General features: G+C 66.7%; 22 protein-coding genes. 5 read left to right on the top strand and 17 right to left on the bottom strand.

Annotated elements, in window-relative coordinates; genetic code table 11:
- Position 1: 1 nt before the first annotated feature.
- From AC27VL_RS01455 to AC27VL_RS01415, 9 genes are all read right to left on the bottom strand, one after another.
- Positions 2-1,144 carry a flagellar basal body P-ring protein FlgI gene (locus AC27VL_RS01455; RefSeq protein WP_100552486.1) on the bottom strand — a complete coding sequence of 381 codons (1,143 nt, stop codon included), beginning with the start codon at positions 1,142-1,144 and terminating at the stop codon, positions 2-4.
- 2 nt (positions 1,145-1,146) lie between these two features.
- Positions 1,147-1,839 (bottom strand): flagellar basal body L-ring protein FlgH, encoded by a 693-nt coding sequence (flgH, locus tag AC27VL_RS01450; protein WP_025879104.1) that lies wholly within the window; start codon positions 1,837-1,839, stop codon positions 1,147-1,149.
- 22 nt (positions 1,840-1,861) lie between these two features.
- On the bottom strand, positions 1,862-2,647 hold the full coding sequence (gene flgG, locus AC27VL_RS01445) for a flagellar basal-body rod protein FlgG (protein ID WP_025879105.1): 786 nt from the start codon (positions 2,645-2,647) through the stop codon (positions 1,862-1,864).
- 103 nt (positions 2,648-2,750) lie between these two features.
- Positions 2,751-3,500, bottom strand: a complete 750-nt coding sequence (locus tag AC27VL_RS01440; RefSeq protein ID WP_099818408.1) for a flagellar basal body rod protein FlgF — start codon at positions 3,498-3,500, stop codon at positions 2,751-2,753.
- Positions 3,501-3,532: 32 nt separating this feature from the next.
- A complete protein-coding gene (gene flgE, locus AC27VL_RS01435; protein WP_100552487.1) occupies positions 3,533-4,756 on the bottom strand; it encodes a flagellar hook protein FlgE in 1,224 nt (407 codons plus the stop codon).
- A gap of 32 nt (positions 4,757-4,788) precedes the next feature.
- Positions 4,789-5,472 carry a flagellar hook assembly protein FlgD gene (locus tag AC27VL_RS01430; protein WP_100552488.1) on the bottom strand — a complete coding sequence of 228 codons (684 nt, stop codon included), beginning with the start codon at positions 5,470-5,472 and terminating at the stop codon, positions 4,789-4,791.
- Between the two features lie 23 nt (positions 5,473-5,495).
- The gene (flgC, locus tag AC27VL_RS01425) at positions 5,496-5,903 is read right to left on the bottom strand and encodes a flagellar basal body rod protein FlgC (protein ID WP_025879109.1); all 408 of its coding nucleotides are present in this window, start codon (positions 5,901-5,903) and stop codon (positions 5,496-5,498) included.
- Positions 5,904-5,906: 3 nt separating this feature from the next.
- Complete coding sequence (gene flgB, locus AC27VL_RS01420; RefSeq protein WP_089241053.1) at positions 5,907-6,302, bottom strand: flagellar basal body rod protein FlgB; 396 nt, start codon at positions 6,300-6,302, stop codon at positions 5,907-5,909.
- 151 nt (positions 6,303-6,453) lie between these two features.
- Positions 6,454-7,398: a chemotaxis protein gene (locus AC27VL_RS01415; RefSeq protein WP_089241055.1), complete on the bottom strand. Its 945-nt coding sequence runs from the start codon at positions 7,396-7,398 to the stop codon at positions 6,454-6,456.
- Positions 7,399-7,532: 134 nt separating this feature from the next.
- Between AC27VL_RS01415 and flgA the strand changes: the two genes are divergently transcribed.
- From flgA to AC27VL_RS01395, 4 genes are all read left to right on the top strand, one after another.
- On the top strand, positions 7,533-8,189 hold the full coding sequence (flgA, locus tag AC27VL_RS01410) for a flagellar basal body P-ring formation chaperone FlgA (RefSeq protein ID WP_191078046.1): 657 nt from the start codon (positions 7,533-7,535) through the stop codon (positions 8,187-8,189).
- A 75-nt stretch (positions 8,190-8,264) separates the two neighbouring features.
- Positions 8,265-8,570, top strand: a complete 306-nt coding sequence (gene flgM, locus AC27VL_RS01405) for a flagellar biosynthesis anti-sigma factor FlgM (RefSeq protein WP_488765375.1) — start codon at positions 8,265-8,267, stop codon at positions 8,568-8,570.
- Positions 8,567-8,905 carry a flagella protein gene (locus AC27VL_RS01400; protein WP_025879114.1) on the top strand — a complete coding sequence of 113 codons (339 nt, stop codon included), beginning with the start codon at positions 8,567-8,569 and terminating at the stop codon, positions 8,903-8,905. Before flgM ends, AC27VL_RS01400 begins: the two co-directional genes overlap by 4 nt.
- Before the next feature lie 91 nt (positions 8,906-8,996).
- Positions 8,997-10,214 carry an ATP-binding protein gene (locus AC27VL_RS01395; protein ID WP_099818410.1) on the top strand — a complete coding sequence of 406 codons (1,218 nt, stop codon included), beginning with the start codon at positions 8,997-8,999 and terminating at the stop codon, positions 10,212-10,214.
- 95 nt (positions 10,215-10,309) lie between these two features.
- Here the strand turns inward: AC27VL_RS01395 and AC27VL_RS01390 are convergent, their stop codons facing one another.
- Positions 10,310-12,085, bottom strand: a complete 1,776-nt coding sequence (locus AC27VL_RS01390; RefSeq protein WP_488765374.1) for an EAL domain-containing protein — start codon at positions 12,083-12,085, stop codon at positions 10,310-10,312.
- Between the two features lie 4 nt (positions 12,086-12,089).
- Positions 12,090-14,192: a sensor histidine kinase gene (locus tag AC27VL_RS01385; RefSeq protein WP_180167013.1), complete on the bottom strand. Its 2,103-nt coding sequence runs from the start codon at positions 14,190-14,192 to the stop codon at positions 12,090-12,092.
- Between the two features lie 143 nt (positions 14,193-14,335).
- Between AC27VL_RS01385 and AC27VL_RS01380 the strand changes: the two genes are divergently transcribed.
- Positions 14,336-17,095: a bifunctional diguanylate cyclase/phosphodiesterase gene (locus AC27VL_RS01380; RefSeq protein ID WP_488765372.1), complete on the top strand. Its 2,760-nt coding sequence runs from the start codon at positions 14,336-14,338 to the stop codon at positions 17,093-17,095.
- Positions 17,096-17,451: 356 nt separating this feature from the next.
- Here the strand turns inward: AC27VL_RS01380 and AC27VL_RS01375 are convergent, their stop codons facing one another.
- From AC27VL_RS01375 to AC27VL_RS01350, 6 genes are all read right to left on the bottom strand, one after another.
- Positions 17,452-17,979: a hypothetical protein gene (locus AC27VL_RS01375; protein WP_488765371.1), complete on the bottom strand. Its 528-nt coding sequence runs from the start codon at positions 17,977-17,979 to the stop codon at positions 17,452-17,454.
- Positions 17,980-18,044: 65 nt separating this feature from the next.
- Positions 18,045-18,260, bottom strand: coding sequence for a hypothetical protein (locus AC27VL_RS01370; protein WP_488765370.1), 216 nt, complete (start codon positions 18,258-18,260; stop codon positions 18,045-18,047).
- A gap of 98 nt (positions 18,261-18,358) precedes the next feature.
- On the bottom strand, positions 18,359-19,549 hold the full coding sequence (locus AC27VL_RS01365) for a methyl-accepting chemotaxis protein (protein WP_100552494.1): 1,191 nt from the start codon (positions 19,547-19,549) through the stop codon (positions 18,359-18,361).
- Positions 19,550-19,712: 163 nt separating this feature from the next.
- Entirely contained in the window at positions 19,713-20,327 is a 615-nt protein-coding gene (gene hflD / locus AC27VL_RS01360; protein ID WP_100552495.1) for a high frequency lysogenization protein HflD, read from the bottom strand.
- Complete coding sequence (gene mnmA / locus AC27VL_RS01355; protein WP_488765368.1) at positions 20,324-21,466, bottom strand: tRNA 2-thiouridine(34) synthase MnmA; 1,143 nt, start codon at positions 21,464-21,466, stop codon at positions 20,324-20,326. Before mnmA ends, hflD begins: the two co-directional genes overlap by 4 nt.
- A complete protein-coding gene (locus AC27VL_RS01350) occupies positions 21,463-21,924 on the bottom strand; it encodes an NUDIX hydrolase (protein ID WP_089241080.1) in 462 nt (153 codons plus the stop codon). Before AC27VL_RS01350 ends, mnmA begins: the two co-directional genes overlap by 4 nt.

The raw sequence follows: 21,924 nt of genomic DNA, 5'->3' as shown, positions 1-21,924 counted from the left end.
GTCAGATCACCTCGAGCTCGGCGCTCAGGGCGCCGGCCTGCTTCAGTGCTTCCAGGATCGCGATCAGGTCACCCGGTGCCGCGCCAACGGCATTCACCGCATGCACGATCTCGTCCAGGGTGGTGCCGCCATTGAACTTGAACATGCGGCTGCCATCGTTGGTGGCAGTGATGGTCGACTGCGGCGTGGCCACGGTCTGGCCACCGGCAAAGGCGTTGGGCTGGCTGACGTTGGTGTTTTCCTGGATGGTCACCGTCAACGAACCATGCGAGATCGCGGCCGGGCCGACCCGTACCTGCTGGCCGATGACCACGGTGCCGGTACGCGAGTTGACCACCACCTTGGCCGGCGCAGCGCCAGGGGTCAGTTCCAGGTTTTCAATGCGGGCCAGCAGGCCGATGCGCGCACCGGCATCGGTCGGCGCACGCACAGCAACCGTGCCACCGTCCACCGCGCGGGCCGAGCCCTCGCCAAAGGCATTGTTGAGTGCACCCACCATCCGCGAGATGGTGGTGAAGTCGCTGTTGTGCAGGTTCAGGGTGATCTCGCCGCTGGCACCGAACACATCGGGCAGGGCGCGCTCAACGGTCGCACCGTTGGGAATGCGGCCGACGCTGGGCACGTTCACCGAGACGCGCGAACCGTCCTTGCCCTGCGCGCCAAAGCCGCCGACGATCAGGTTGCCCTGGGCAATCGCATAGACCTGGCCATCGGCACCGCGCAACGGCGCCATCAGCAGCGAGCCACCACGCAGCGACACGGCGTTGCCGATGGAGGAAACAGTGATGTCGATCGGCTGGCCGGGCTTGGCGAACGGCGGCAGCTCGGCATGGATCGCCACGGCTGCCACGTTCTTCAACTGAGGGTTGACGTTGGCCGGCACGTTGACGCCCAGCTCACCCAGCAGGTTCTTCAGGCTCTGCACGGTAAAGGGCGCCTGGCTGGTGCGGTCACCGCTGCCATCCAGGCCGACCACCAGGCCGTAACCCACCAGCGCATTGCCACGCACGCCACCCACCTGGGCCAGGTCCTTGATGCGCTCGGCGCTGGCGGGCGCAGCGATTGCCAGAAGGAGGAAGAATGATCCGTAGAGCGACGCCATGCGTCGCTGCCACGTAGAAGAGAAGAAGAGTTTCATGGCCATACTCAGAACGGCGTCAGGCCGGAGTTGAAGAAGCGGCTCAACCAGCCCATCGCGTTGGACTGCGCGACAGGGCCGCGGCCGCCATAGACGATGCGCGCTTCAGCCACGCGGCTGGAGGGCACGGTGTTGTCCGCGCTGATGTCGCCGGGGCGCACGATGCCCTGTACCTGCACCAGTTCGTCGCCCTGGTTCAGGCGCAGGTTCTTCTGCCCCTGCACCACCAGGTTGCCGTTGGGCAGGCGCTGCACCACCGTCACGGTCACGTTGCCCTGCAGGCGGTTGCTCTGCGCGCTGTTGCCCTTGCCGGTGAAATCGCGCGCGCCCTTGGCCGTTGCACTCAGTATGTCCTTGCCGCCCAGGGTGACCGGTGCACCGAGAATCGACGGCGTGCCGAGGCTCAGGTTCGATTCCTTGTTGGTGGCGGTGTTGGCGCTGGTCTGCGCGGTGGTGTTTTCCAGCAGGGTGATGGTCAGCAGGTCGCCGACATCGCGCGCACGGCGGTCCGAATACAGCTGCAGGGTCGGGCCGGCGGCGTAGATCGCGCCGGCAGTCGGTTCGGCCTGCGGCGGCATGATCGGCTGCAACGGCGCCATCGTCGGATAGGGGCGCACGTCGCCAGCGATCACGCAGCCACCGAGCAGGGCAGCCACGGCGCAGGCGAGGGCAGTACGGGCGAAGGAAGAAAGGGGCGACATGGCAGTTTCCCGGTGAGGGCGGTCAGAGCTTGTTGCTGAGGTAGCCGAGCATCGAGTCGGTGGTCGAAATCGCCTTGGCGTTCATTTCGTAGGCGCGCTGGGTTTCGATCATCGACACCAGCTCTTCCACCACGTTGACGTTGCTGCCTTCCAGCGCGCCCTGCACCACGGTGCCCAGGCCGTTCAGGCCGGGGTTGCCGTTCTGTGCCGGGCCCGATGCGGTGGTTTCCAGGAACAGGTTTTCACCACGTGCCTGCAGACCCGCCGGATTGACGAAGTCGGTCAGGGTCAGCGCACCCACCTCCACCGATGCCGCGCCGTCGGCCATCTTCACGCTGATGGTGCCGTCGGTACCGATGGTCACCGACTGTGCGCCTTCGGGAATCTGGATGCCCGGCTGCACCGGGTAGCCGCTGTTGGTGACCAGCTCGCTGTCCTGGTTGATCTTGAACGAGCCGTCGCGCGTGTAGGCCGAGCTGCCGTCGGGCATCTGCACTTCGAAGAAGCCGCGGCCGTTGACCATCACGTCAAGCGCGCGGCCGGTCTGCTGCTGGCTGCCCTGCTCGAAGTTCTTGGCGGTGGCCACCACGCGCACGCCGGTGCCGATCTGCAGGCCGGTGGGCAGCTGGGTCTGTGCCGAAGACGAACCGCCGGGCTGGCGCACCTGCTGGTACAGCAGGTCCTCGAAGCTGGCGCGGTCCTGCTTGAAGCCGGTGGTGTTGGTGTTGGCGAGGTTGTTGGAAACCACCGACATGCGCATCTGCTGCGCATCCAGTCCGGTTTTAGCGATCCACAATGCCTGGTTCATCTTCGGAGTCCTGTCTGGGTGAAGCCGGCCGCGCGATGCGGCCCATGGGGTAGGGAGTGCAAGCGGCGTGCCAGTACCGGCGTCTGCCGGTGCCGGAATTCCGTCAGCTGCCCAGGCGCAACAGGCTGTTGGCGCTGCGCGCGTTGTCATCGCCGTGCTTGATCACCTGTACCTGCATTTCGTACTGGCGCTGCAGCTGGATCATCTGTACCAGCGCGCCGGCGGCATCGACGTTGCTGCCTTCCAGCTGGCCGCTGTGCACCGCCGTGCCCTGCGCCTGGGCGAACGGCTGCAGCGGATCGGTATTGCGGAACAGGCCATCCAGGCCGCGTTCGAGGCGCTCATCCGGCGCCTGCACCACCTTGATCCGGCCGATCATCGCCATCGTCTGCGGGCCTTCGCCCTGCGGGATGATCGAGATCGTGCCGTCGTTGCCGATCTCCATCGCCTGGTAGGGCGGAATTGCGATCGGGTTGTTGTTGTCGTCCAGCACCGGACGGCCGCTGGAGGTCACCAGCTGGCCGTTCGGGGTCACCGACAGCGCGGCGCCACGGGTGTACGCCTCGCTGCCATCAGTGGACTGCACGGCCAGCCAGGTGCCGGTCTGCAACGACAGGTCCAGTGGCTTGCCGGTGATGTGCTGCGCGCCGGCCGTGCGGTTGAAGCCCGCATCGACGTGCAGCGCATCCACCCGCGAGGCAAAGCCCGGGCCACGGATCGGGAAGGCTTCGGTATTGGCCAGCGCTTCCTTGAAGCCGGGGGTGTCCGAGTTGGCGAGGTTGTGGCTGAGCGTTCCCTGCGCCTGCAGGGAGGCGCGGGCACCGGTCATCGCCACGTAAAGGGCTTTATCCATGCGGGGAGTTCCGTGACAGGGTCAGCAGGTCATCAACGGATGTTGATGACGGTCTGGGTGATCTGGTCCTGGGTCGTGATCATCTGCGCGTTGGCCTGGAAGTTGCGCTGCGCGGTGATCATGTTGACCAGCTGTTCGGTCAGGTCGACGGTGGAGGATTCCAGCGAGCCGGCCTGGATCTTGCCGAGGTTGGAGGTGTCGGCGGCGCCGGTGCGCGGCGTGCCCGAATCGAAGGTCTCCACCCACAGGTTGTTGCCCTTCTGTTCCAGGCCCTGCGGATTGTTGAAGCTGGTCAGCGCCACCTGGCCCAGCGGCTTGTCGTCGCCGTTGGAATAGCGGGCGAACACCACGCCGGTTTCCGAAACGGTGATCTCGTTGAGCTTGCCGGCCGCGTAGCCATCCTGCTGGGTGTTGCGCAGGGCGAATTTCTCGCCGTACTGGGTCGAGCCGCTCACATCCAGCGTCATGTTCAGCACGCCAGCGCCGGTGGTCGGGGTGAAGGTGCCCAGGCTGATCCTGCCGTTGGCCGGTGCGGTCAGCTTGCCAGCGTTGTCGAAGGTCAGCGGGGTCGGCGCGCCGGCCGGCTGGCCATCGACGTAGTTGTGCACCGTCCACGCGTTGGTGGCCGCTTCCTTGACGAAGTAGGACACCTGGGTGTGGCTGACGCCCAGCGAGTCATACACGGTGATGCCGCCGCTGGAGTGGCTGTAGCTGTTGGAATTGGTGGGGTCGAAAGTGGTCACCGTCGGCTGCTTGGCATTGCCCGGCAGGGTGAAGCCGACCTTGACTTCACTGGTCTGCTTGGGCGGGCTGTCGGTGGTCAGCAGCTGCAGATCGACCAGGCGGCCAGCATCGAAGTTGGTGCCGTCGGCGTTCGGTGCCAGCACCTGCAGGCGTGCGCCCTGCGGGTTTACCACGTAGCCGGCGGCGTCGGTCTGGAAGTTGCCGGCGCGCGAGTAGACGCGTGCACCGTTCATGTTCATGGTGAAGAAGCCCTCACCGGAAATGGCCATGTCCAGGCTGCGGCCGGTCTGCTCGTTGTTGCCCTGGATGAACTGCTGGGCCACGTTGGACACGCGCACGCCCGAACCGATCGCGTTCTTGGACAGGCCGTAGCTGGTGGCGGCGAACAGGTCGGCGAATTCCGCGCGCGACTGCTTGAAGCCGGTGGTGTTGACGTTGGCCACGTTGTTGGCGGTGACGCTCAGGTCCGAGTTGGCAGCGTTGATGCCGGACAGGGAAATGTTGAAGCCCATGGGATGCTCCTGTTGGATGCGGTGGGTGCGGCTCAGCTGACGCGGAGCACGTAGTCGAGAGGGGCCGTGCCCAGGCCCTTGAGATTCAGGTAGAGGCCGTCGGAACCGACGGTCACGCTTTCCACCGGTGCCTGCACGAAGGTTGAAAGCTTGGTGCTCTTGCCGGTGGTGTCGACGTGGTTGGCGACGATGTTGTACTTGCCCGGCTCCATGCGCTTGCCGTTGGCATCCTTGCCGTCCCAGGTGAACGCGGTCTCGCCGGCTGCCTTGGCTTCCACGCTGATCGAGGTGACCTTGGCGCCATTGGCGTCGGTGACGTCCACGGTGACGATGCCGGCGGCCGGTGCGGCAACCGTGCCTTCCACCGAGCCTTCCTTCTCCAGCACCAGCTTTTCCGACGGCACCAGCACCTGGTGGCCGACCAGCGCGGCGCCACGCAGCACCTGGTCGCTGGCCATCGACTCCTGGAAGCCCTTCACCGACTTGTTCAGATCGGTGATGCCCTGCACGGTCGACATCTGCGCCATCTGCGAGACCATCTGCGTGTTGTCCATCGGCTTCAGCGGATCCTGGTGCTGCAGCTGTTCGGTCATCAGGCGCAGGAAGTCGGCCTGGTCCAGCGTGTTCTTTTTCTTGGTGGCGTTGCTGTTGGGGGCGTTCAGGCCCAGGGCGGTGTAGACGTCCTGGTTGCTCTGGTTGTTGACGGCAGTGGTCATGACGGTGTCCGGTGCAGTGGGCCTCAGCGGCCCATGGTCAGGGTGGCCAGGGCCAGTTCCTTGGCGGTGGTCAACATCTCCACGCCGGCCTGGTAATTGCGCGAGGTGGAGATCAGGTTGACCATCTGCGCCACCGGATCGACGTCGGGCTGGTAGATGTAGCCATCGCCGTCGGCCAGCGGATGGCCCGGTTCGTAGCGCTTGATCGGCGCCGCGTTGCTCTGGGTGATTTCCTTCACCTGCACCGAGGTGATGTTCGGGTCGGTCTTGCTGGTGACCGCCTGGAAGATCGGTTCCAGCGGCTTGTACACCGCGTCGGCGGAGCCGGCGATGCTGTCAGCGTTGGACAGGTTGGAGGCGATGGTGCTCATGCGCACCGACTGCGCCTGCAGTGCGGAGCCGGCGATATCGAAGATCGGCAGGTTGCTCATGGCTTATTGCCCCGTGATCGCGGTGAGCATGGAACGCACCTTGCTTTCGACGAAGCTCAGCGAGGCGCGGTATTCCAGTGCAGCGCGGCCATAGGCGGCGCGCTCGGCATCGGGGTCGACGGTGTTGCCGTCGATGCTGGGCTGCACACCCTCGCGGGCCACCTGGAACGGATTGAGGCCACTACTGATTTCGTAGTGCTGCTCGTTGGTGGTGGTCATCAGGCCGTTGGCATCCAGCCCCTGGGCATGGCGCAGGGCCGAATCGAAGTCCAGGTCCTGGGCCTTGTAGCCGGGGGTGTCGGCATTGCCGAGGTTGCTGGCGATCAGCTTCATGCGCTGTTCGCGCAACGGCATTGCCTGGGCATGGACGCCCAGGTAGTCGGTAATCAGGTTGCGCACGGTGCACTCCCACGGGAACATTGCCCGGGAAGCTGCAAGCGGTGTGCCAAAGGCGTGGGGTCAGATCCCCGCAGGGGCTCTGACCCCGAGGGTCACGCATTGCGATGTATGGGGTCGGAGCCCCTTCGGGGGTCCGACCCCACGGGCGGCCTTACGCCGCCATCGCCACCTTGCGCAGGCGGTCCAGCACGAAGTCGGCCAGCTCGTGCGGCGAATACTTGGCGACGAAGGCATTGGCACCCACGCGCTCGACCATCGCATTGTTGAATACGCCCGACAGGGAGGTATGCAGCAGCACGTACAGCCCGGACAGGCCGGCGTGGCGCCGGATTTCCGTCGTCAGCGTGTAGCCGTCCATCGCCGGCATCTCGATGTCCGAGATCACCATGGCGTAGCGATCGGCCGGATTCTCACCCGAGGCATGGATCTGCAGCAGGTGGTCCAGCGCCTGCTTGCCATCCGAGAGCAGGGTTGCGCCCACGCCCAGCTGGTCCAGCACACTGCGGATCTGCTGGCGCGCCACCCGCGAATCATCCACCACCAGCACCTGCAGCTGCGGGGCATCGGCAGGCATCGCCATGGCCGGGTCGAGCACCGCTTCACCGCGGACCTGGGCGATGTCGGCCAGCACGCTTTCCACGTCGATCACCTGGATCAGCTCGCCCTGGAAGCGGGTCACCGCTGTCAGGTAGCTGGATTCAGCACCCAGTTCCGGTGGCGGGTGGATGTCTTCCACCGCGATGTTGACGATGCGCTCTACGCCGCTGACCAGGAAGCCCTGGATCGAGCGGTTGAACTCGGTCACCACCAGGTAGCCGGGCGCGGTGTCCGCATCCGGCTCGCGCTCGGGGTGGCCGATGGCCAGGCCCAGATCCAGCACCGGCACCGAACGGCCGCGCACATCGGCCACGCCGGCAAACTGGCCGGGCAGGCCGGGCACCTGGAACAGCTCCGGGCGGCGCAGCACTTCCTGCACCTTGAAGACGTTGACGCCAAAAAGCTGACGTCCGCCGAGGCGGAACAGCAGCAGCGCCAGGCGATTGTGGCCGGCCAGTCGGGTTCGCTGGTCGATCCGGTTGAGCAGGTCATGGGACATGGCTGCTGTATCGGCGCGGGCAGGGCGGAACTTGAGGGCCTGTGTACAGGGCCGGGCACGCAGGGATTTCCGTGCGCTGGCTGTGGCACGCAGCTTGCACGCGTCTGGGCCAGGTCTTACCGACAGGAGGCGTCATGCGCCGCATTGCTTCTTTCCTTGCCATTGCACTGGCCGTGGCCGCGCCGTGGGCAACTGCGGCCGACTGGCAGCCGGTGGCCAGCATCCGTGCCGCGGCACTGTCGACCCTGGCCGCCGGCACCGAAGGTGAGGCCGTCGTCGCCGATGCGCTGCGCCTTCCAAAATGTGGCGGCGCATTGCAGGTGCAGCCCACGGCCAACACCACGGTGGAGGTGAGTTGCCCCGATGCCGGCGGCTGGCGCCTGTTCGTGCCGGTGAAGGTGCGCCGCAACCAGACCGTGCTGGTGCTGACCCGTGGCATTGGCACTGGAGAATCCATTGCCGCCGCCGATATCAGTACTGCCCAGCGTGACGCGGCACGGATTGCCGGCGCAGTGCTGGCCGATCCTGCCGCAGCGATCGGCCGCATCGCCCGTCGGCCGTTGCCGGCGGGAACCCTGTTGTCGAGCAATGATCTGGTTGCACAGCGTCTCATCAAGCGTGGAGACAATGTGGCACTGGTATCGCGGCGTGGTTCGGTCGAGGTCCGCATCGCCGGGCGCGCACTGGGCGATGCCGGGCAGAACGAGCGCGTCTCAGTGGAAAACCTGTCCTCGCGCCGTATCGTGCAGGGCACGGTGGACGCGGCCGGTGACGTAATCGTGGCGCGTTGAAATAATGCAGAATTCCCCTAAAGATCGCGGCCCTGCGGCCGTTATCCCTTGTGTACGGCAACTCCAGGACACCCCATGAGCCAGAAAATCGACGGCAACCTGCAGGTCCCCCAGGCACTGCGCAGCGTGACCACCCCGGCCGCCAAGCCCGGCGGGAGCACCGATTCGGCGGCACGTCCGGTCGAGGCGGCCGACAGCCTGCGCCTGACCGGCGAAGCCACCAACCTGCAGGCCATCGAGCGTGAGCTGAGCACCGCCCCGGCGATCGACGCCCAGCGTGTTGCAGCGGTGCGCGAATCGCTGCAGAACGGCACCTACAAGATCAATCCGGACGCGATCGCTTCGCGCATGCTTGAACTGGACCAGCAGCTGCAAGGATGACCGCGGCGATGAGCGAGCCGCTGCAGCGCCTTGCCCAGGCCCTGGACGTTGAACGCCAGGCCCTGGTCGAGCACGACGTGCACGCCCTGATCCGTGCCACCGGTGCGAAGCTGGAAGCGCTGCGTGCGCTGGAAGGCGCGCCACCGGTGGGCGAGGGCGAGCAACTGCAGGAACTGGCCGAGCGCAACCGCGCCAACGGCGTGCTGCTGTCGCGGCGCCGGCGCGAGGTCAACTGGGCACTGCGCCAGATGGGCCGCACCGAAGAGTCCTCGGCATACGATGCCAAGGGCCAGTCGCACACCGTCACCGCGCGGCGGCCACTCGCCGTCGCCTGACAGGCCGGCGGTCGGCTGACCGTCCGATGGCGGCTGTCGGCCGCCGCATGAACGCGTATATTGGGCGCCTGTTTGATCGCCCCGAGCCGCCGTGTCTGCTGCCAACGTTCTGGTTACCGCCCCCCTTCCGCCGCAACCGGTGCTGCAGGCCCTGCTTGAGCGCCTGCGCGAAGGCTTGCTGCTGTTCACCGAAGATGGACAGGTGGCCTTGGCCAACCCGGCCGCACAGAGCCTGCTGGGCAGCGACGAAGGCGCCTTGCCGCCGCCGCAGCGCCTGCGTGAACTGCTGCCGCCGGATGCCCTCGAACATGCGCGCCAGCACGGTCACTGGAATGGCAGCCTGCCGCTGGGCGAGGGCGTGGTCATCGCCCATCTGTACTTCCATGGCGAGCCCGGTTCGGGGCACTACCTGGCGTTGTTCCGCCATATCGAAGGCCAGGAAGACTACGAGCGCGAACTGCAGCAGCGCCATGCCGAACTGCGCCAGGCGTACCTGCGCTTGAACGGCACCCAGGAAAAACTGTTGCAGTCGGAGAAGATGGCCTCCATCGGCCAGCTTGCCGCCGGCGTGGCGCACGAGATCAACAACCCGATCGGCTACGTGCATTCCAACCTGGGCAGCCTGCAGGAATACCTGCGCAGCCTGTTCACGGTGATCGAGGCCTACGAACGTGCTCTGCGTGCGCCGGACCCGAAGGCGTTGATTCCGGAAATCGACGATATCCGTGACCGCCTGGACATCGATTTCATCAGCCGCGACCTGCCGCAGCTGATGGCCGAATCACGCGAAGGCATCGAGCGGGTCACCCGCATCGTGCGCGACCTGAAGGACTTCTCCTATTCCGGTCGCGACGAGTCGTGGAAGCTGGTCGACCTGCATTCCGGCCTTGAATCGACCATCAACATCATCTGGAACGAGCTCAAGTACAAGGTGCACCTGGTGCGCGAGTTCGGCCAGCTGCCGCTGGTGGAATGCCTGCCGTCGGAGTTGAACCAGGTCTACATGAACCTGCTGCTCAACGCCGGTCACGCCATCGCCGAGCGCGGCACGATCACCGTGCGTACCGGCGTGGACGGCGACACGGTGTGGGTGGAATTTGAAGACACTGGCGGCGGCATCTCGCCGGAACTGCGCCAGCGCATCTTCGATCCGTTCTTCACCACCAAGCCGGTGGGCAGTGGTACCGGCCTGGGCCTGTCGATCTCCTACAGCATCATCAACAAGCACCACGGCCGCATCGATCTGGACAGCACGCCGGGCGTCGGCTCGCGCTTCCGCCTTGTGCTGCCGATCAAGCAGCCGCGGTAAAGGCCTCTGGTAGTGCCGGCCGCTAGCCGGCAACCCGATGAAACCGGCTACCCCGCAGCTGCCGGCCAGGGGCCGGCACTACCCCGTGTGCAGGTTCAGCGCAGCGGTGACCGATCCTCGCCACCATCAGCCGCCTCGGCGGCAACCGGTCCACCGTTGCTGCGCCGCTGTTCCTCGTACGTACGGAACGCCTGGTGGATGTGCTTGCGCAGCTCGTCGTCGTTCCACGGCTTGGTCAGGAACCGGTAGATCGCACCGCGGTTGATCGCATCGGTCACCGTGTTCAGGTCGGTATAGCCGGACAACACCAGACGGATCGTGTCCGGGTACAGCATCTTCACCCGGCCCAAAAACTCGGTGCCGCTCATGTCGCTCATGCGCTGGTCGGACAGGATCACCTGCACGTCGTTGATCGCCAGCAGATCGAACGCATCGCGCACGTTGCCTGCCGCCAGGATGCGGTACCCATCGCGGCGGAACAGGCGCACCAGCGAGCGCAGCACGTTCTCCTCGTCGTCCAGCAGCAGCAGGGTGCGGTCCGGCCGGGTTTCGGCAAACGCCTCCGGTCGCAGGTAACGGCGGCGCAGGGTCATGCCGGCGGCGTCGGCCGACATCGGCTCGCCGAACAGGTAGCCCTGGAACACGTCGCAGTCGTTGCGGCGCAGGAAGCCCAGCTGCGCCTGCGATTCAACGCCGTTGGCGATCACCGTCATGCCCAGCTGGTGGCCCATCGCGATGATCGCGCGGGCGATCGCCGCTTCACGATTGCCGGCCGGCGCGCTCTTGATGAAGCTGCGGTCGATCTTCAGCTTGTCCACCGGGTAGCGCACCAGTGCACTCAGGCTCGAATCGCCGGTGCCGAAGTTGTCCAGGCTCAGGCTGATGCCTTCGTTGCGCAGGTTGGCCAGCGTTTCGTGGACGAAGTTGACGTTGTTGGTCAGCGCGCTTTCGTTGATCTCCAGCGTCAGCATCTGCGCCGGCACGCCCGACGCCTGGATCACGCCCATCACTTCGGCAAAGAAGTTCGGCCGCAGCAGCTGCAGGGTGGATACATTCACTGCGATGGTGAAGTCATCGAAGCCCTGGTCGCGCCACAGCCGGGCCTGCTTCAAGGCACCTTCCAGCACCCATGTGCCGATCTGCACGATGATGCCCAGGCGCTCGGCAGTACGCATGAACCGCTCCGGCACCAGCATGCCCAGGGTGGGCGACTGCCAGCGCAGCAGCGCCTCCATGCCCACCACGTGGCCATCGCGGGCGCTGACCAGCGGCTGGTAGCGCAGCTTCAGTTCGCCGTTGGGAATCGCATCGACAATCTGCCGCGCGATGATGCTCTCGCTGTGCGCGCTCGGCGGCGTGTCCACCGCATGGATGCGCACCGCATTGCCACCTTCGCGGGCGGCCTGGTACAGCGCGTCCTCGGCATGGTCCAGCAGGCGCGAGGCGCTGCTGGCATGCTCCGGGCACAGGCTCACGCCCAGCTTGCCGGTCATGAACAGCGTATAGGGCAGTACCGAAAGGGGCAGCTCCATCTGCTGGCGGATCTCTTCGGCGAAATCCTCGGCCAGTGGCAGATCGGCGGTGCGCGGCACGGCGATCAGGAACTCGTCGCTGCCATGCCGCCACAGCTTGCCGCGTCCGCGCAGGTAGGACTGCAGGCGCTGGGCGACCAGCACCAGGGCCTGGTCACCGACCTCCGCGCTCATGTTTTCATTGACCGAGGCGAAGTGATCGATGTCCACATGCATCAGCATCAGCGCGGTGCCTCCGGAAGCGGCTTCGGCGACCATCGCCTGCAGCTCGGGGTTGCCGGCGCCGAGGCGATCAGGCGCATCATCGATGCTGACCGGGGGCAGGTTGGGGTTCCACATGGGCTCAGTATTCCGCTGACTCGACGGCCGCGGTAACAGCGGCCTGGTAAGGAAGGTGGACATCGACGAGGGTACCGGCGCCATGCGCCGACTCGATCCGGACATGGCCACCCACGCTCTGCGCACGCTCGCGCATCACGATCAGGCCCAGGCCGCGCGGGCCATCCGGATCGAACCCTTCGCCATCGTCACGGATCATCAGGTGCAGCCCGCGCTGGTCGACGTCGCGCAGCTGCAGCACCACCTGGCTGGCGCGCGCGTGGCGCAGCGCGTTGGTCAGGCTTTCCTGGGCGATGCGGAAGCACGCCTGTTCGATGCTGTTGTCCGGGCGCGTGGGCAGCGATTCGATCTCGGCCTGCAGCTCGACGCTGGACGAGCGGAACAGCACGCGCGCCTGCCAGCTCAACGCGGCTTCCAGGCCCAGCGCATCCAGCTGCGGCGGCCGCAGCAGGGTGGAGATGTCGCGCAGCTTGGCGACGGTGGTATCGGCCAGGCTGACGATCTGCGCCAGGTCCTCGCCGCGCCGTTGCGCATCGTCCTCGTCCTGCGCCGCATAGGCCGAAAGCTTGATCGCGGTGATCGCCTGGCCGATGTCATCGTGCAGGTCGCGCGAGATTGCCCGGCGCTCGTCTTCCTGCAGCGAGAACAGACGACCGGCCATCGCCTGCAGCTCGCGGTTGCTGGTCTCCAACGCGCTGCGGGTCTGTTCCGATTCGCTCAGGTCGCGCACGATCAGCAGTTTGCAGTCACGCCCGCCGTAGCGCACGTCACCCACCGCAAGGCCGGCCTGGAAGCTGCGGCCATCGGCGCGCTGCATGGCCAGCACGCTGCTGTGGCCCGGGCTGTGCTGGGGCTGCCCAGCGCGCATCTGCGCGCGCAGCCGGGCCAGATCGCTGCCTGCCACCAAGGCTGACAGCGGCTCGCCCAGCAGCGTGTGGCTGCCGTAGCCGAACAGGCCGGCCGCCCACGCATTGGCATACAGCACATGTTCGTCGGACAGGATCACCACACCGTCGGGCAACACCCGCACCAGCTCGCGGAACTGCTCCTCGCGTTCGCGCAGCAGGCGCCGTGACTGCTCACGTTCGGTCACGTCCTGCAAGGTGCCCAGGATCCGGTCACGGCCGGCCTCATCCACACCGCTGGCCGCACGCAGGTGCACCATCAGCGCGCGGCCATCCATTGCCAGTACCGGCAGCAGCACATCCACCTGCACCTGCTCGCCGGAGCACAGCCCGGCCAGCACCTGATCGGTCTGTGCGGCGGTAGCCGGGTCGGCTGCCACCAGCAGTTCGTCGAAACGGTGCCAGCGTCGCGCCTCGGGCGGGCGACGGCCCAGCAGGCGATAGACCTGGTTGGAGTAACGGCCCTGGCCGGTGGACGGGTCCAGTTCCCATGCGCCGATCCGCGCCAGTTCGTGGGCTTCTTCCACCCGGGCCAATGCCTGGTCGCGCCGAAGCTGCGCCAGGTCTTCGGCCGTGCGGTCGATGGCGATGAGCAGGCGCGCCGTGTGCCCGTCGTAGTCGATCGCGTTCGAGCGCAGTTCCATCTGCCGCAGGCTGCCATCGCGCAGCTGCAACTGCGCACGCAGGATGCACAGCTGCTCGGGCGCCTCGCGGATCTCTTCCAGCTTGGTCTGCAACGCTTGGTCCTGGCCCGGTGGCCAGAGCACGTCGATGGTCTGTGCCAGAAGCGCGTCGCGGTCCCAGCCGAAGGTGCTGCAGGCGGCCGGATTGGCATCGAGGATGGCCAGTGTGTCCAGGTCATAGACCAGGATCGGGCCGGGGTTGCCCTCGAACATCTGCCGCAGGCGCAGCTCGGAAGCCTGCAGGCGGGCATGGGTGTGCAGCACGTGCTCGGCCAGCGGCCGCAGCAGCAGGTACAGCAGGCCCGCGCTGGCCAGGGCGAAGAACGCTCCCTTCATGCTCTGCCACAGTGCCGCCTGCTGCGGGTCGGGAACCAGCGCTGTCACCGCGCCGTCTGTGGCGATCATCCAGGCCAGCGCCATCGCCAGGTAGCTCAGCACCACGCGCCGACGGTCGCGCCCCAGCGCCTGCGCCATCCGCGGGTCGGGAACAGGGGCAGTGCCGGTCGGTTCTACGGGCATGGACAGGGCAGGGAGGAGGGCAGGGAAGAGGGGTGCCGGTCATCTTACCGCGCAGGTGTGCCCTGGCCACTCAATTATCCGCCGCAGGCGCCGTTAACCACTGCGTGCCCCGCTGTCGGGCGTTTCATCCGGAGCAAGATCGCGTGGACCAAGGGATCATCGCCAGCCTGCTGCAGCATCCGCTCGCCTCGGCGCTGGTCATCGTCGACCGTAGCGGGCGCCCGCTCGCGGCCAATCCGGCCGCGCGCGAGCATGGCCTGCCGGCTACGGTGGCCGCCTACGCGCCGATGCTGGAAGACCTGCGCCTGCTGGCCGCCGACGGTGGCATCGTCGCCTGCACGCTGCCGGGCGGCCCACGCGGCCACTACGATGGCCACCTGCGCGCCGTGCATGACAACAGCGGCAACCTGCTCGCCTTCACCCTCAGCGTGCCTGAGCCGGTGCCGATCGACGGCGGTGGCCGCTGGGAACTTGCGCTGGACAGCGCCGGCCACAGCCTGTGGGACTGGGACATCCCCAGCGACCGGGTGGCCCGCACGCCCGCGCTGGGTGAGGAAACCGCCACCCAGATTCTGGCGCGCGTGCACGCCGACGACATCACCCAGGTGCGTGCCGCGCTGGATGAACACCTGCAGGGTGGCAGTGAGCAGTACAGCGCCCAGTTCCGCTTTCGCCAGGCCGATGGCCAGTGGCGATGGGTGCTGGACCGCGGCCGGGTGGTGGCCCGTACCGCCGATGGCCAGCCGCTGCGCATGGTCGGCACCCATACCGACATCGAGCAGCAGAAGCAGCTGGAAGCCCTGCTGCAGGAGCAGCAGCTGCACCTGCGCGAAGCCCAGCGCATCGCCAGCATGGGCAGCTGGTCGTTCGATCCGCACAGCCGCCATTTCTGGTGGTCGCCGGAGCTGCGCTCGCTGCTGGCGCTGCAGCAAGGCAGCATCCCGGGGCAGCGACGCTGGCTCAAGCAGCTGCACCCCCGCTCACGCGGCGCACTGCGTGCCGCCTGGCGGCGCCTGTGGCGTGATGGCCGCGCCGCCAACATCGAACTGGAACTGACCCGCGGCAACGAACCCTCCCAGCACCTGCGGCTGTGGATGCAACCGCTGCTGGACATGGACGGCCAGCCCAAGCGCTTGCTGGGGCAGGTACAGAACATCACCGAACAGCACCAGACCGATGCGCTCATCCGCTGGCGCACCGAACTGCTCAACCGCGTATCCGCGCTGGGTCGCATCGGCGGCTGCGAGATCGAAGTTGCCACGCGCAACATGCAATGGACCGAGGAGTGCTATCGCATCCACGGCCTGCGCAAGGAACCGATCACCCTCGACCAGGCGCTCGCACTGTACGCCGAGGATTCGCGCGCGGCGTTCGAAGCTGCGTTGGGGCGGATTGCCGGTGGCGGCCTGCCCGAGCAGCTGGATCTGTGCTTCTACCGCCAATCCGGCCTGCGCGTGTGGGTACAGGTGCTGATCGAACTGGATCGTCGCGATGGCCTGCCGCCACGCTTCGTGGTCCTGTTCCGTGACATCACCCGCGAGCGTGAAGCCAACGAACGCATCGAGCTGCTTGCGCACTACGATCTACTCACCGGGCTGCCCAACCGGGTTCTGCTGGGTGAGCAGACGTCCGAGGCCATCGAGGAGGCGCGCGATCGCGGCACCTCACTGGCCATGCTGTTCATCGACCTGGACGGCTTCAAGAACATCAACGACAGCTTCGGCCATGCCACCGGCGATGCGCTGCTGAAGGCCGCCGCGACCCGCCTGCACCAGAACCTGCGCAACAACGACCTGTTCGGCCGTTTCAGTGGCGACGAGTTCATCGTGGTGCTGCGCGACCTGGCCGAGCCGGAAGATGCCGGGCACGTAGCGCGCAAGCTGATCAATTCGCTGGCCGAACCACTGCGTCGCGGCGATACCACCTTGAAGGTGGGCGCCAGCGTGGGCATCGCCATGCTCGGCGAGAGCCAGACCGACTTCGATTCGCTGCTGCGCGCAGCCGACGCGGCGATGTACGCGGCCAAGGAAGCCGGTCGCAATACCTATCAGTATTACAGCCAGGACGCGCTGGCGCGGATCCAGCGGCGGTTGGAGATCGAGCATGGCCTGCATGGCGCCATCGAGCGCGACGAGTTCAGCCTGGCCTATCAGCCGCTGCTGCACGCCCATCACGGAGAGCCGCCGGCAATAGAAGCGCTGCTGCGCTGGCATCGTCCGGGGATCGGCTACTGCAGCCCGGCCGAGTTCATTCCTATTGCCGAGAAGTGCGGCGAGATCGTCCGCATCGGCGACTGGGTGTTGTCCGAAGCCTGTCGCCAGGCGGCAGCATGGGACCGTGCCGGCCTGCATTTCGAGCGCATTGCGGTAAACGTGTCGGCGGTGCAGCTGCGTGATCGCGGCTTCGCTGAGCGGGTGATCGAAATCTGCCACGCGCACGGCTGGCCGCCGCAGCGGCTGGAGCTGGAACTGACCGAATCGGCGCTGATCCGTGACACCGACATCCTGCGCCACTGCTTCGATGTGCTTGAACGGCATGGCGTGCCGCTGGCGGTCGATGACTTCGGTACCGGCTTCTCCAACCTCAACTACCTCAACCGCTTCCCGGTCGGCCGCCTGAAGATCGACCGCAGTTTCGTGCAGGGGATGCTGCACGACTCGGGTACCGCGGAAGTGACCCAGGCCATCGTGCACCTGGGCCATGCGCTGGGCATGAAGGTGGTGGCCGAGGGCGTGGAAACACACCAGGAAGAGGACATGCTGCGCCGGCAGGGCTGCGACGAGATCCAGGGCTACCTGTACTCGCGCCCGCTCAGCCCGCGCGACCTGGCGCAATGGCTGCGCCAGCAGCACGCCGCACCCGGCCGCACCGATGCCGCCAGCGAAGTGGTGCTGGTTCGCTGAGGATCCATCCACGCATGGCGTGGATCTACACTGCTCTGGTAGATGCCGACCTTGGTCGGCACTGATGCCTGCACGCGCGATCATCAACGCATGGCGTGGATCTCTTGACGGAGCCTGGCTCTGGTAGATGCCGACCTTGGTCGGCGCCGATGCCTGTACGCGCGATCATCCACGCATGGCGTGGATCTACTGACGGAGCCTGGCTCTGGTAGATGCCGACCTTGGTCGGCGCTGATGCCTGTGCGCGCGATCATCCACGCACGGCGTGGATCTACTGACGGAGCCTGGCTCTGGTAGGTGCCGACCTTGGTCGGCACTGATGCCTGCACGCGCGATCATCCACGCATGGCGTGGATCTACTTTGGCGCGGCAACCAGCCTCTGCGGGAATTCGGACCGCAGCCGTGCACGCACCGCTTCGACCACGCCTGCATAGCGTCTTCGCTGGATGTAAAAGCCCATATAGAACAGCAGCAAGGCCACCAGCATCGGCGACGTCGCCGGCCGGACCAGGATCATCGGAACCATCATCAGCGTCAGGCCCAGCGCGAACCAGCTGCACAGTCCGACCACCCGCACCTCCCGGCGCCGCGCGTCGATCATCACCCGACCGCGCATCAGCGGAAAATAGCGACCGCCGAAGCTGGGTGCGAAGCTTTCGCGAAAGGCGATGCTGCCGTCAGGCAGCGCATGGAACACCAGACGCAACCAGGTGTCGGTCGGCAGGTCATGCTCCAGGCCGGCCAGCGAAAGCTGGGCCAGCTCGGCAGGCGTAGCAGCGATGCGCTGGTTGAACAGGGTGATGCCGGTACGGAAGAAAAACGGTGCCCACATCACCAGCAGAAGGACTTCGACCAGCAGCAAGGTAATCAGTGCGATGGCCATCGGTCTTCCATGAACAGGACCGGCGCATCATGCCATGGGGAGCTTCATCCACGCATGGCGTGGATCTACTTCAACGCACTGCCATCCAGCCCCAGGTCCCACGCCAACCCCAGCAGGTCGTCGCCGGCCACAGCGGGGGCGGGGCGCGTATCAGCCAGCTGCTGCAGCTCCTGTATTTCCTCGCGGGCCACATCTTCCAACTGCCGCAGCTGCTCACGTACGCTCGCATTGCGCGGGCGTTCGTTCTCGTTGATCGGGGGCAGGGCGCGGATCAGGGTCATGGTGCGCTTGCAGGATGCATCCAAAGGCGGGTCACACGCAAAGGCCCCGGCAGAACCGGGGCCTTGCACGCTGCCGGAAGAGGCAGCGGACATCAGGATCAGAACAGCTCGACCGTACCGGCGCCCATGCTCTGCTGGGCAACCGGCTTGTGCGGCGGGCGTTCCCATTCGCTGCGCAGTTCGCGCAGGCGGCTGCCGGTGCGCTGCAGGGCCGAGGCGATTTCCTCGTCGAACACGCCGCCGTTGCGGTGCAGCAGTTCCTGCAGGGCCACCGCTTCGCGGTTGATCGCGGTCAGGCGGTCCAGGTGGGTATGCACGCCGCCCAGCGCCTGGGTGGCGATGTCCTCGAACTGCAGGGCGCGCACGGCTTCGGCTACGCTGCCATCGATCGAACGCGCGCAGTCGGACACTTCGCGCATGCCGTCACCCAGCGACGCATTGATCTGCGCCACGTTGTCCAGCATCGCCGCGGCTTCCTGGCGCGCTTCACGGGAGCGGTCCATATCGCGCGAGGCCATGTGCGAAACCGTCTCGCGGACCTTGGCGATGGCGTCCTTGGAGCTGTGTGCCAGCTTGCGGATCTGCTCGTTGAAGGTGGTCGAGCGCTCGGACAGGTTGCGTACTTCGTCGGCGACCACGGCGAAGCCACGACCGGCTTCACCGGCACGCGCAGCTTCGATGGCGGCATTCAGGGCCAGCAGGTTGGTCTGGTCGGCAATCGACTTGACGTCTTCCAGCAGCGCGAAGATGCCATCCAGGTGCTGCGCCATCTGATCGATGTGCTGCACGGTGGTACTGCTCTGGCCGCTCACCTGTTCCAGCGCTTCCACCAGCTGTTCCATGCGGTGGCTGGCGTGCTGGGCGAAGCGGGCAACGTCGAGGCCAGCGCCGCCTTCGTCACCGGCGCGGTCGACGATGCGCGACAGCGCCTGGCTCTGCTGGCGCGACTTGCGGTTCATCGCATCGAAGCTGCCGCCGAGGCTGGAGACGGCCTGGCGGATCAGGTCGCGGGCGCGTTCCACTTCGCCACGCGAACCGTCGATCTCGTTGCCGACGAAGTTGCGCAGCTCGGTCAGCAGCTGGTCCTGCTCACGCAGGACACGGGCATGTTCCGGGGAACGGTGCGCCTGGGCGCGGGCGGTCCACCACGCAAAGCCGAGCCAGCTCAGCGTCATCGTGGTCAGGATCGCCCAACGCAGGGCGACCGGCCATTCGAAACCGATGGCGAAGGGGAGCAGCAGGGTCAGAGCCAGGGGGGCGGCCAGACGGATGAAAATGCGTGAGTACATGGACGTTCTCGGGAGGTGCACGGAGGATGTATCGGCCGTACCCCCCTTCTCTTTAACGTCGATGTGCTCCGAAATGCATTCTGAATGCGCCGGTTTTCCGGCGCGCCCGGGTGGTCTGGGGTCAGGGCCCTATCCCTGCAGGAAAGGGATCCGACCCCGCACTTCAGGCCAGCTGCCGGTCCACGGCCTCGACCATCGCCTTGCGGCTGAGCAGGAAATCCCAGTAGCTGCCACCCAGCTGCCGCCACAGCACCGCGGCGCGCACGGCGGCCAGCAGCAGTGCACGGATCTCGGCCACCACGCCGGCCTGGCCCAGGTAGTGCGGGTTGCCCTGCACCATCACCCTCGGCTTGAGGTGGCTGATGGTGTCCGCATACAGGCCGCCCAGCGCGGCCAGTACATCCGGGTGTCCGCTGTCTCCCAGCGCGGCGGCCTGCTGCTGGGCGCGCTCGATACCCGAGGCGACCTTGTTCACGGTGGCCCCGTCCTGCACGAACCGGCGCTCCAGCTGCAGCACCGACAGGGCCAGCTTGGGCAGGATCGGATCCTGGCCCTGGCTGCGGAAATGGTTGTGCAGCAGGCGCAGGCCGGACTTCAGTGCGTGCCGATCACCAAACACCGCCTGCGGCGAGGACGCATCGATGCGGAACACGCTGTCCACGGCGGTGCGCACGGCAGCGGCGTCGGAATGGCCGGTATCGGCGATACGGCGTACCTGCTGCAGGGCCTGGGCAATGCCGGCCAAAGCCAGAACGCGGTCGTCGACAGTGAAACTCATGCAGCGAGTACCTCAAAAGGGGAAGGGGTGGTGCGCAGGCGCTGTTCCAGCGGTGCGTCGGTGGCGGCGATCACCGCGCCACCCAGGCAGATCTCACCGTCATACAGCACCAGGGATTGCCCGGGGGTGACTGCACGCTGCGGCCGGGCGAACGAAACCTGCACGCTGCCGTCGTCCAGCACGTCCACCGTGCAGGGCTCATCCGGCTGCCGGTAGCGGGTCTGCGCGGTGCATTCAAAACGCCGTGCCGGCGGCGCACCGGCAATCCAGTGCGCGCTCTCCGAGCGCAGCCGGTTGGACAGCATCCACGGGCTGTCACGGTCCTGGTCCACGTACAGCACGTTGCTGGCCACGTCCTTGCCGACCACGTACCAGGGAGCGGCAGGGCGGCCGCGCACGCCGCCGATGTTCAGGCCTTCGCGCTGGCCCAGGGTGAAATAGAAAACGCCAGGGTGTTCAGCGATCACGCTGCCATCGCTGGGGTCGAGGATCTGCCCGGTTTTGGCCGGCAGGTAGCGTCCGAGGAACTCGCGGAAATCGCGCTCGCCGATGAAGCAGATGCCGGTCGAATCCTTCTTGGCGTGGGTCGGCAGGCTCACGTCGCGGGCAATCCGGCGCAGGTCGCTCTTTTCCAGATCGCCAATCGGGAACAGCGTGGCCGCCAGCTGTTCCTGCCCCAGCTGGTGCAGGAAGTAGCTCTGGTCCTTGGAACGATCGGCGCCGCGCAGCAGCAGCCACTGATGGCCACGCTGGGCAATGCGCGCGTAGTGGCCGGTGGCGATGCGCTCGGCGCCCAGCTCGCGGGCCGCATCCAGGAAGTGCTTGAACTTCACTTCGCGGTTGCACAGCACGTCCGGGTTCGGCGTGCGGCCGGCGGCGTACTCGGCAAGGAAGTGTTCGAACACCCCCTGCCAGTACTCGTTGGAGAAATCGCGGAAATGGAACGGGATGCCCAGCAACCCGCAGACAGCCACCGCATCGCGGCGATCATCTTCGGCGCGGCAGTCACCGCTGCCGTCGTCGGCCCAGTTCTGCATGAACAGACCGGCCACGGCCTCGCCCTGCTGTACCAGCCGCCAGGCGGCCACGGAGGAATCCACGCCGCCAGACACGCCAACCATCACCCGTGGGCTGCTCATGCGACCTCCCGGACCAGTGCAAGCGGGTAGCGTTGGCCGGCCAGGTAGTCGGCCAGCACCTGCCAGACCAGCGGGCTGCGCTGGCGTCCGGCGGCGGCCTGCAGTTCGGCCGGGGTCATCCACAGCGCCCGATCAATGCCGGCATCCAGCGGCCGCGCCGGGTCGTGCGAGACCGGGCGCGCGGCATAGCAGAAGCGCAGGAACGGGGTGCCGTCAGCGGCGGTCCACTGGTAGCAGCCGATGAAGGCGGTCAGTTCCACTGTCCAGCCGGTTTCCTCGACGGTCTCGCGCAGGGCGGCGGCAGCCAGGCTTTCGCCCGGCTCCAGGTGCCCGGCCGGCTGGTTCAGCACCTGCCGGCCCTCGATGGTCTCTTCGACCAGCAGCACCCGGCCGCCGTCGACCACCACGGTGGCGACAGTTGCGTGCGGTGCCCAGCGCGGGTCCGGCGAGGTGTTCAA

Source organism: Stenotrophomonas sp. 14P6.2.3 (genome assembly GCF_057799055.1).
This window is presented reverse-complemented; position numbering and strand designations above follow the sequence as displayed.

Bases quoted from the DNA above. Each gene is read 5' to 3' on its own strand.
- AC27VL_RS01385 (WP_180167013.1), bottom strand. From the start codon at position 14,192: ATGCCCGTAGAACCGACCGGCACTGCCCCTGTTCCCGACCCGCGGATG.
- AC27VL_RS01370 (WP_488765370.1), bottom strand. From the start codon at position 18,260: ATGACCCTGATCCGCGCCCTGCCCCCGATCAACGAGAACGAACGCCCG.
- flgE (WP_100552487.1), bottom strand. From the start codon at position 4,756: ATGGGCTTCAACATTTCCCTGTCCGGCATCAACGCTGCCAACTCGGAC.
- hflD (WP_100552495.1), bottom strand. From the start codon at position 20,327: ATGAGTTTCACTGTCGACGACCGCGTTCTGGCTTTGGCCGGCATTGCC.
- flgA (WP_191078046.1), top strand. From the start codon at position 7,533: ATGCGCCGCATTGCTTCTTTCCTTGCCATTGCACTGGCCGTGGCCGCG.
- AC27VL_RS01390 (WP_488765374.1), bottom strand. From the start codon at position 12,085: ATGTGGAACCCCAACCTGCCCCCGGTCAGCATCGATGATGCGCCTGAT.
- mnmA (WP_488765368.1), bottom strand. From the start codon at position 21,466: ATGAGCAGCCCACGGGTGATGGTTGGCGTGTCTGGCGGCGTGGATTCC.
- AC27VL_RS01415 (WP_089241055.1), bottom strand. From the start codon at position 7,398: ATGTCCCATGACCTGCTCAACCGGATCGACCAGCGAACCCGACTGGCC.
- AC27VL_RS01400 (WP_025879114.1), top strand. From the start codon at position 8,567: ATGACCGCGGCGATGAGCGAGCCGCTGCAGCGCCTTGCCCAGGCCCTG.
- flgC (WP_025879109.1), bottom strand. From the start codon at position 5,903: ATGAGCAACCTGCCGATCTTCGATATCGCCGGCTCCGCACTGCAGGCG.
- flgH (WP_025879104.1), bottom strand. From the start codon at position 1,839: ATGTCGCCCCTTTCTTCCTTCGCCCGTACTGCCCTCGCCTGCGCCGTG.
- AC27VL_RS01440 (WP_099818408.1), bottom strand. From the start codon at position 3,500: ATGGATAAAGCCCTTTACGTGGCGATGACCGGTGCCCGCGCCTCCCTG.
- AC27VL_RS01430 (WP_100552488.1), bottom strand. From the start codon at position 5,472: ATGACCACTGCCGTCAACAACCAGAGCAACCAGGACGTCTACACCGCC.
- flgG (WP_025879105.1), bottom strand. From the start codon at position 2,647: ATGAACCAGGCATTGTGGATCGCTAAAACCGGACTGGATGCGCAGCAG.
- AC27VL_RS01365 (WP_100552494.1), bottom strand. From the start codon at position 19,549: ATGTACTCACGCATTTTCATCCGTCTGGCCGCCCCCCTGGCTCTGACC.
- AC27VL_RS01375 (WP_488765371.1), bottom strand. From the start codon at position 17,979: ATGGCCATCGCACTGATTACCTTGCTGCTGGTCGAAGTCCTTCTGCTG.
- flgM (WP_488765375.1), top strand. From the start codon at position 8,265: ATGAGCCAGAAAATCGACGGCAACCTGCAGGTCCCCCAGGCACTGCGC.
- AC27VL_RS01455 (WP_100552486.1), bottom strand. From the start codon at position 1,144: ATGGCCATGAAACTCTTCTTCTCTTCTACGTGGCAGCGACGCATGGCG.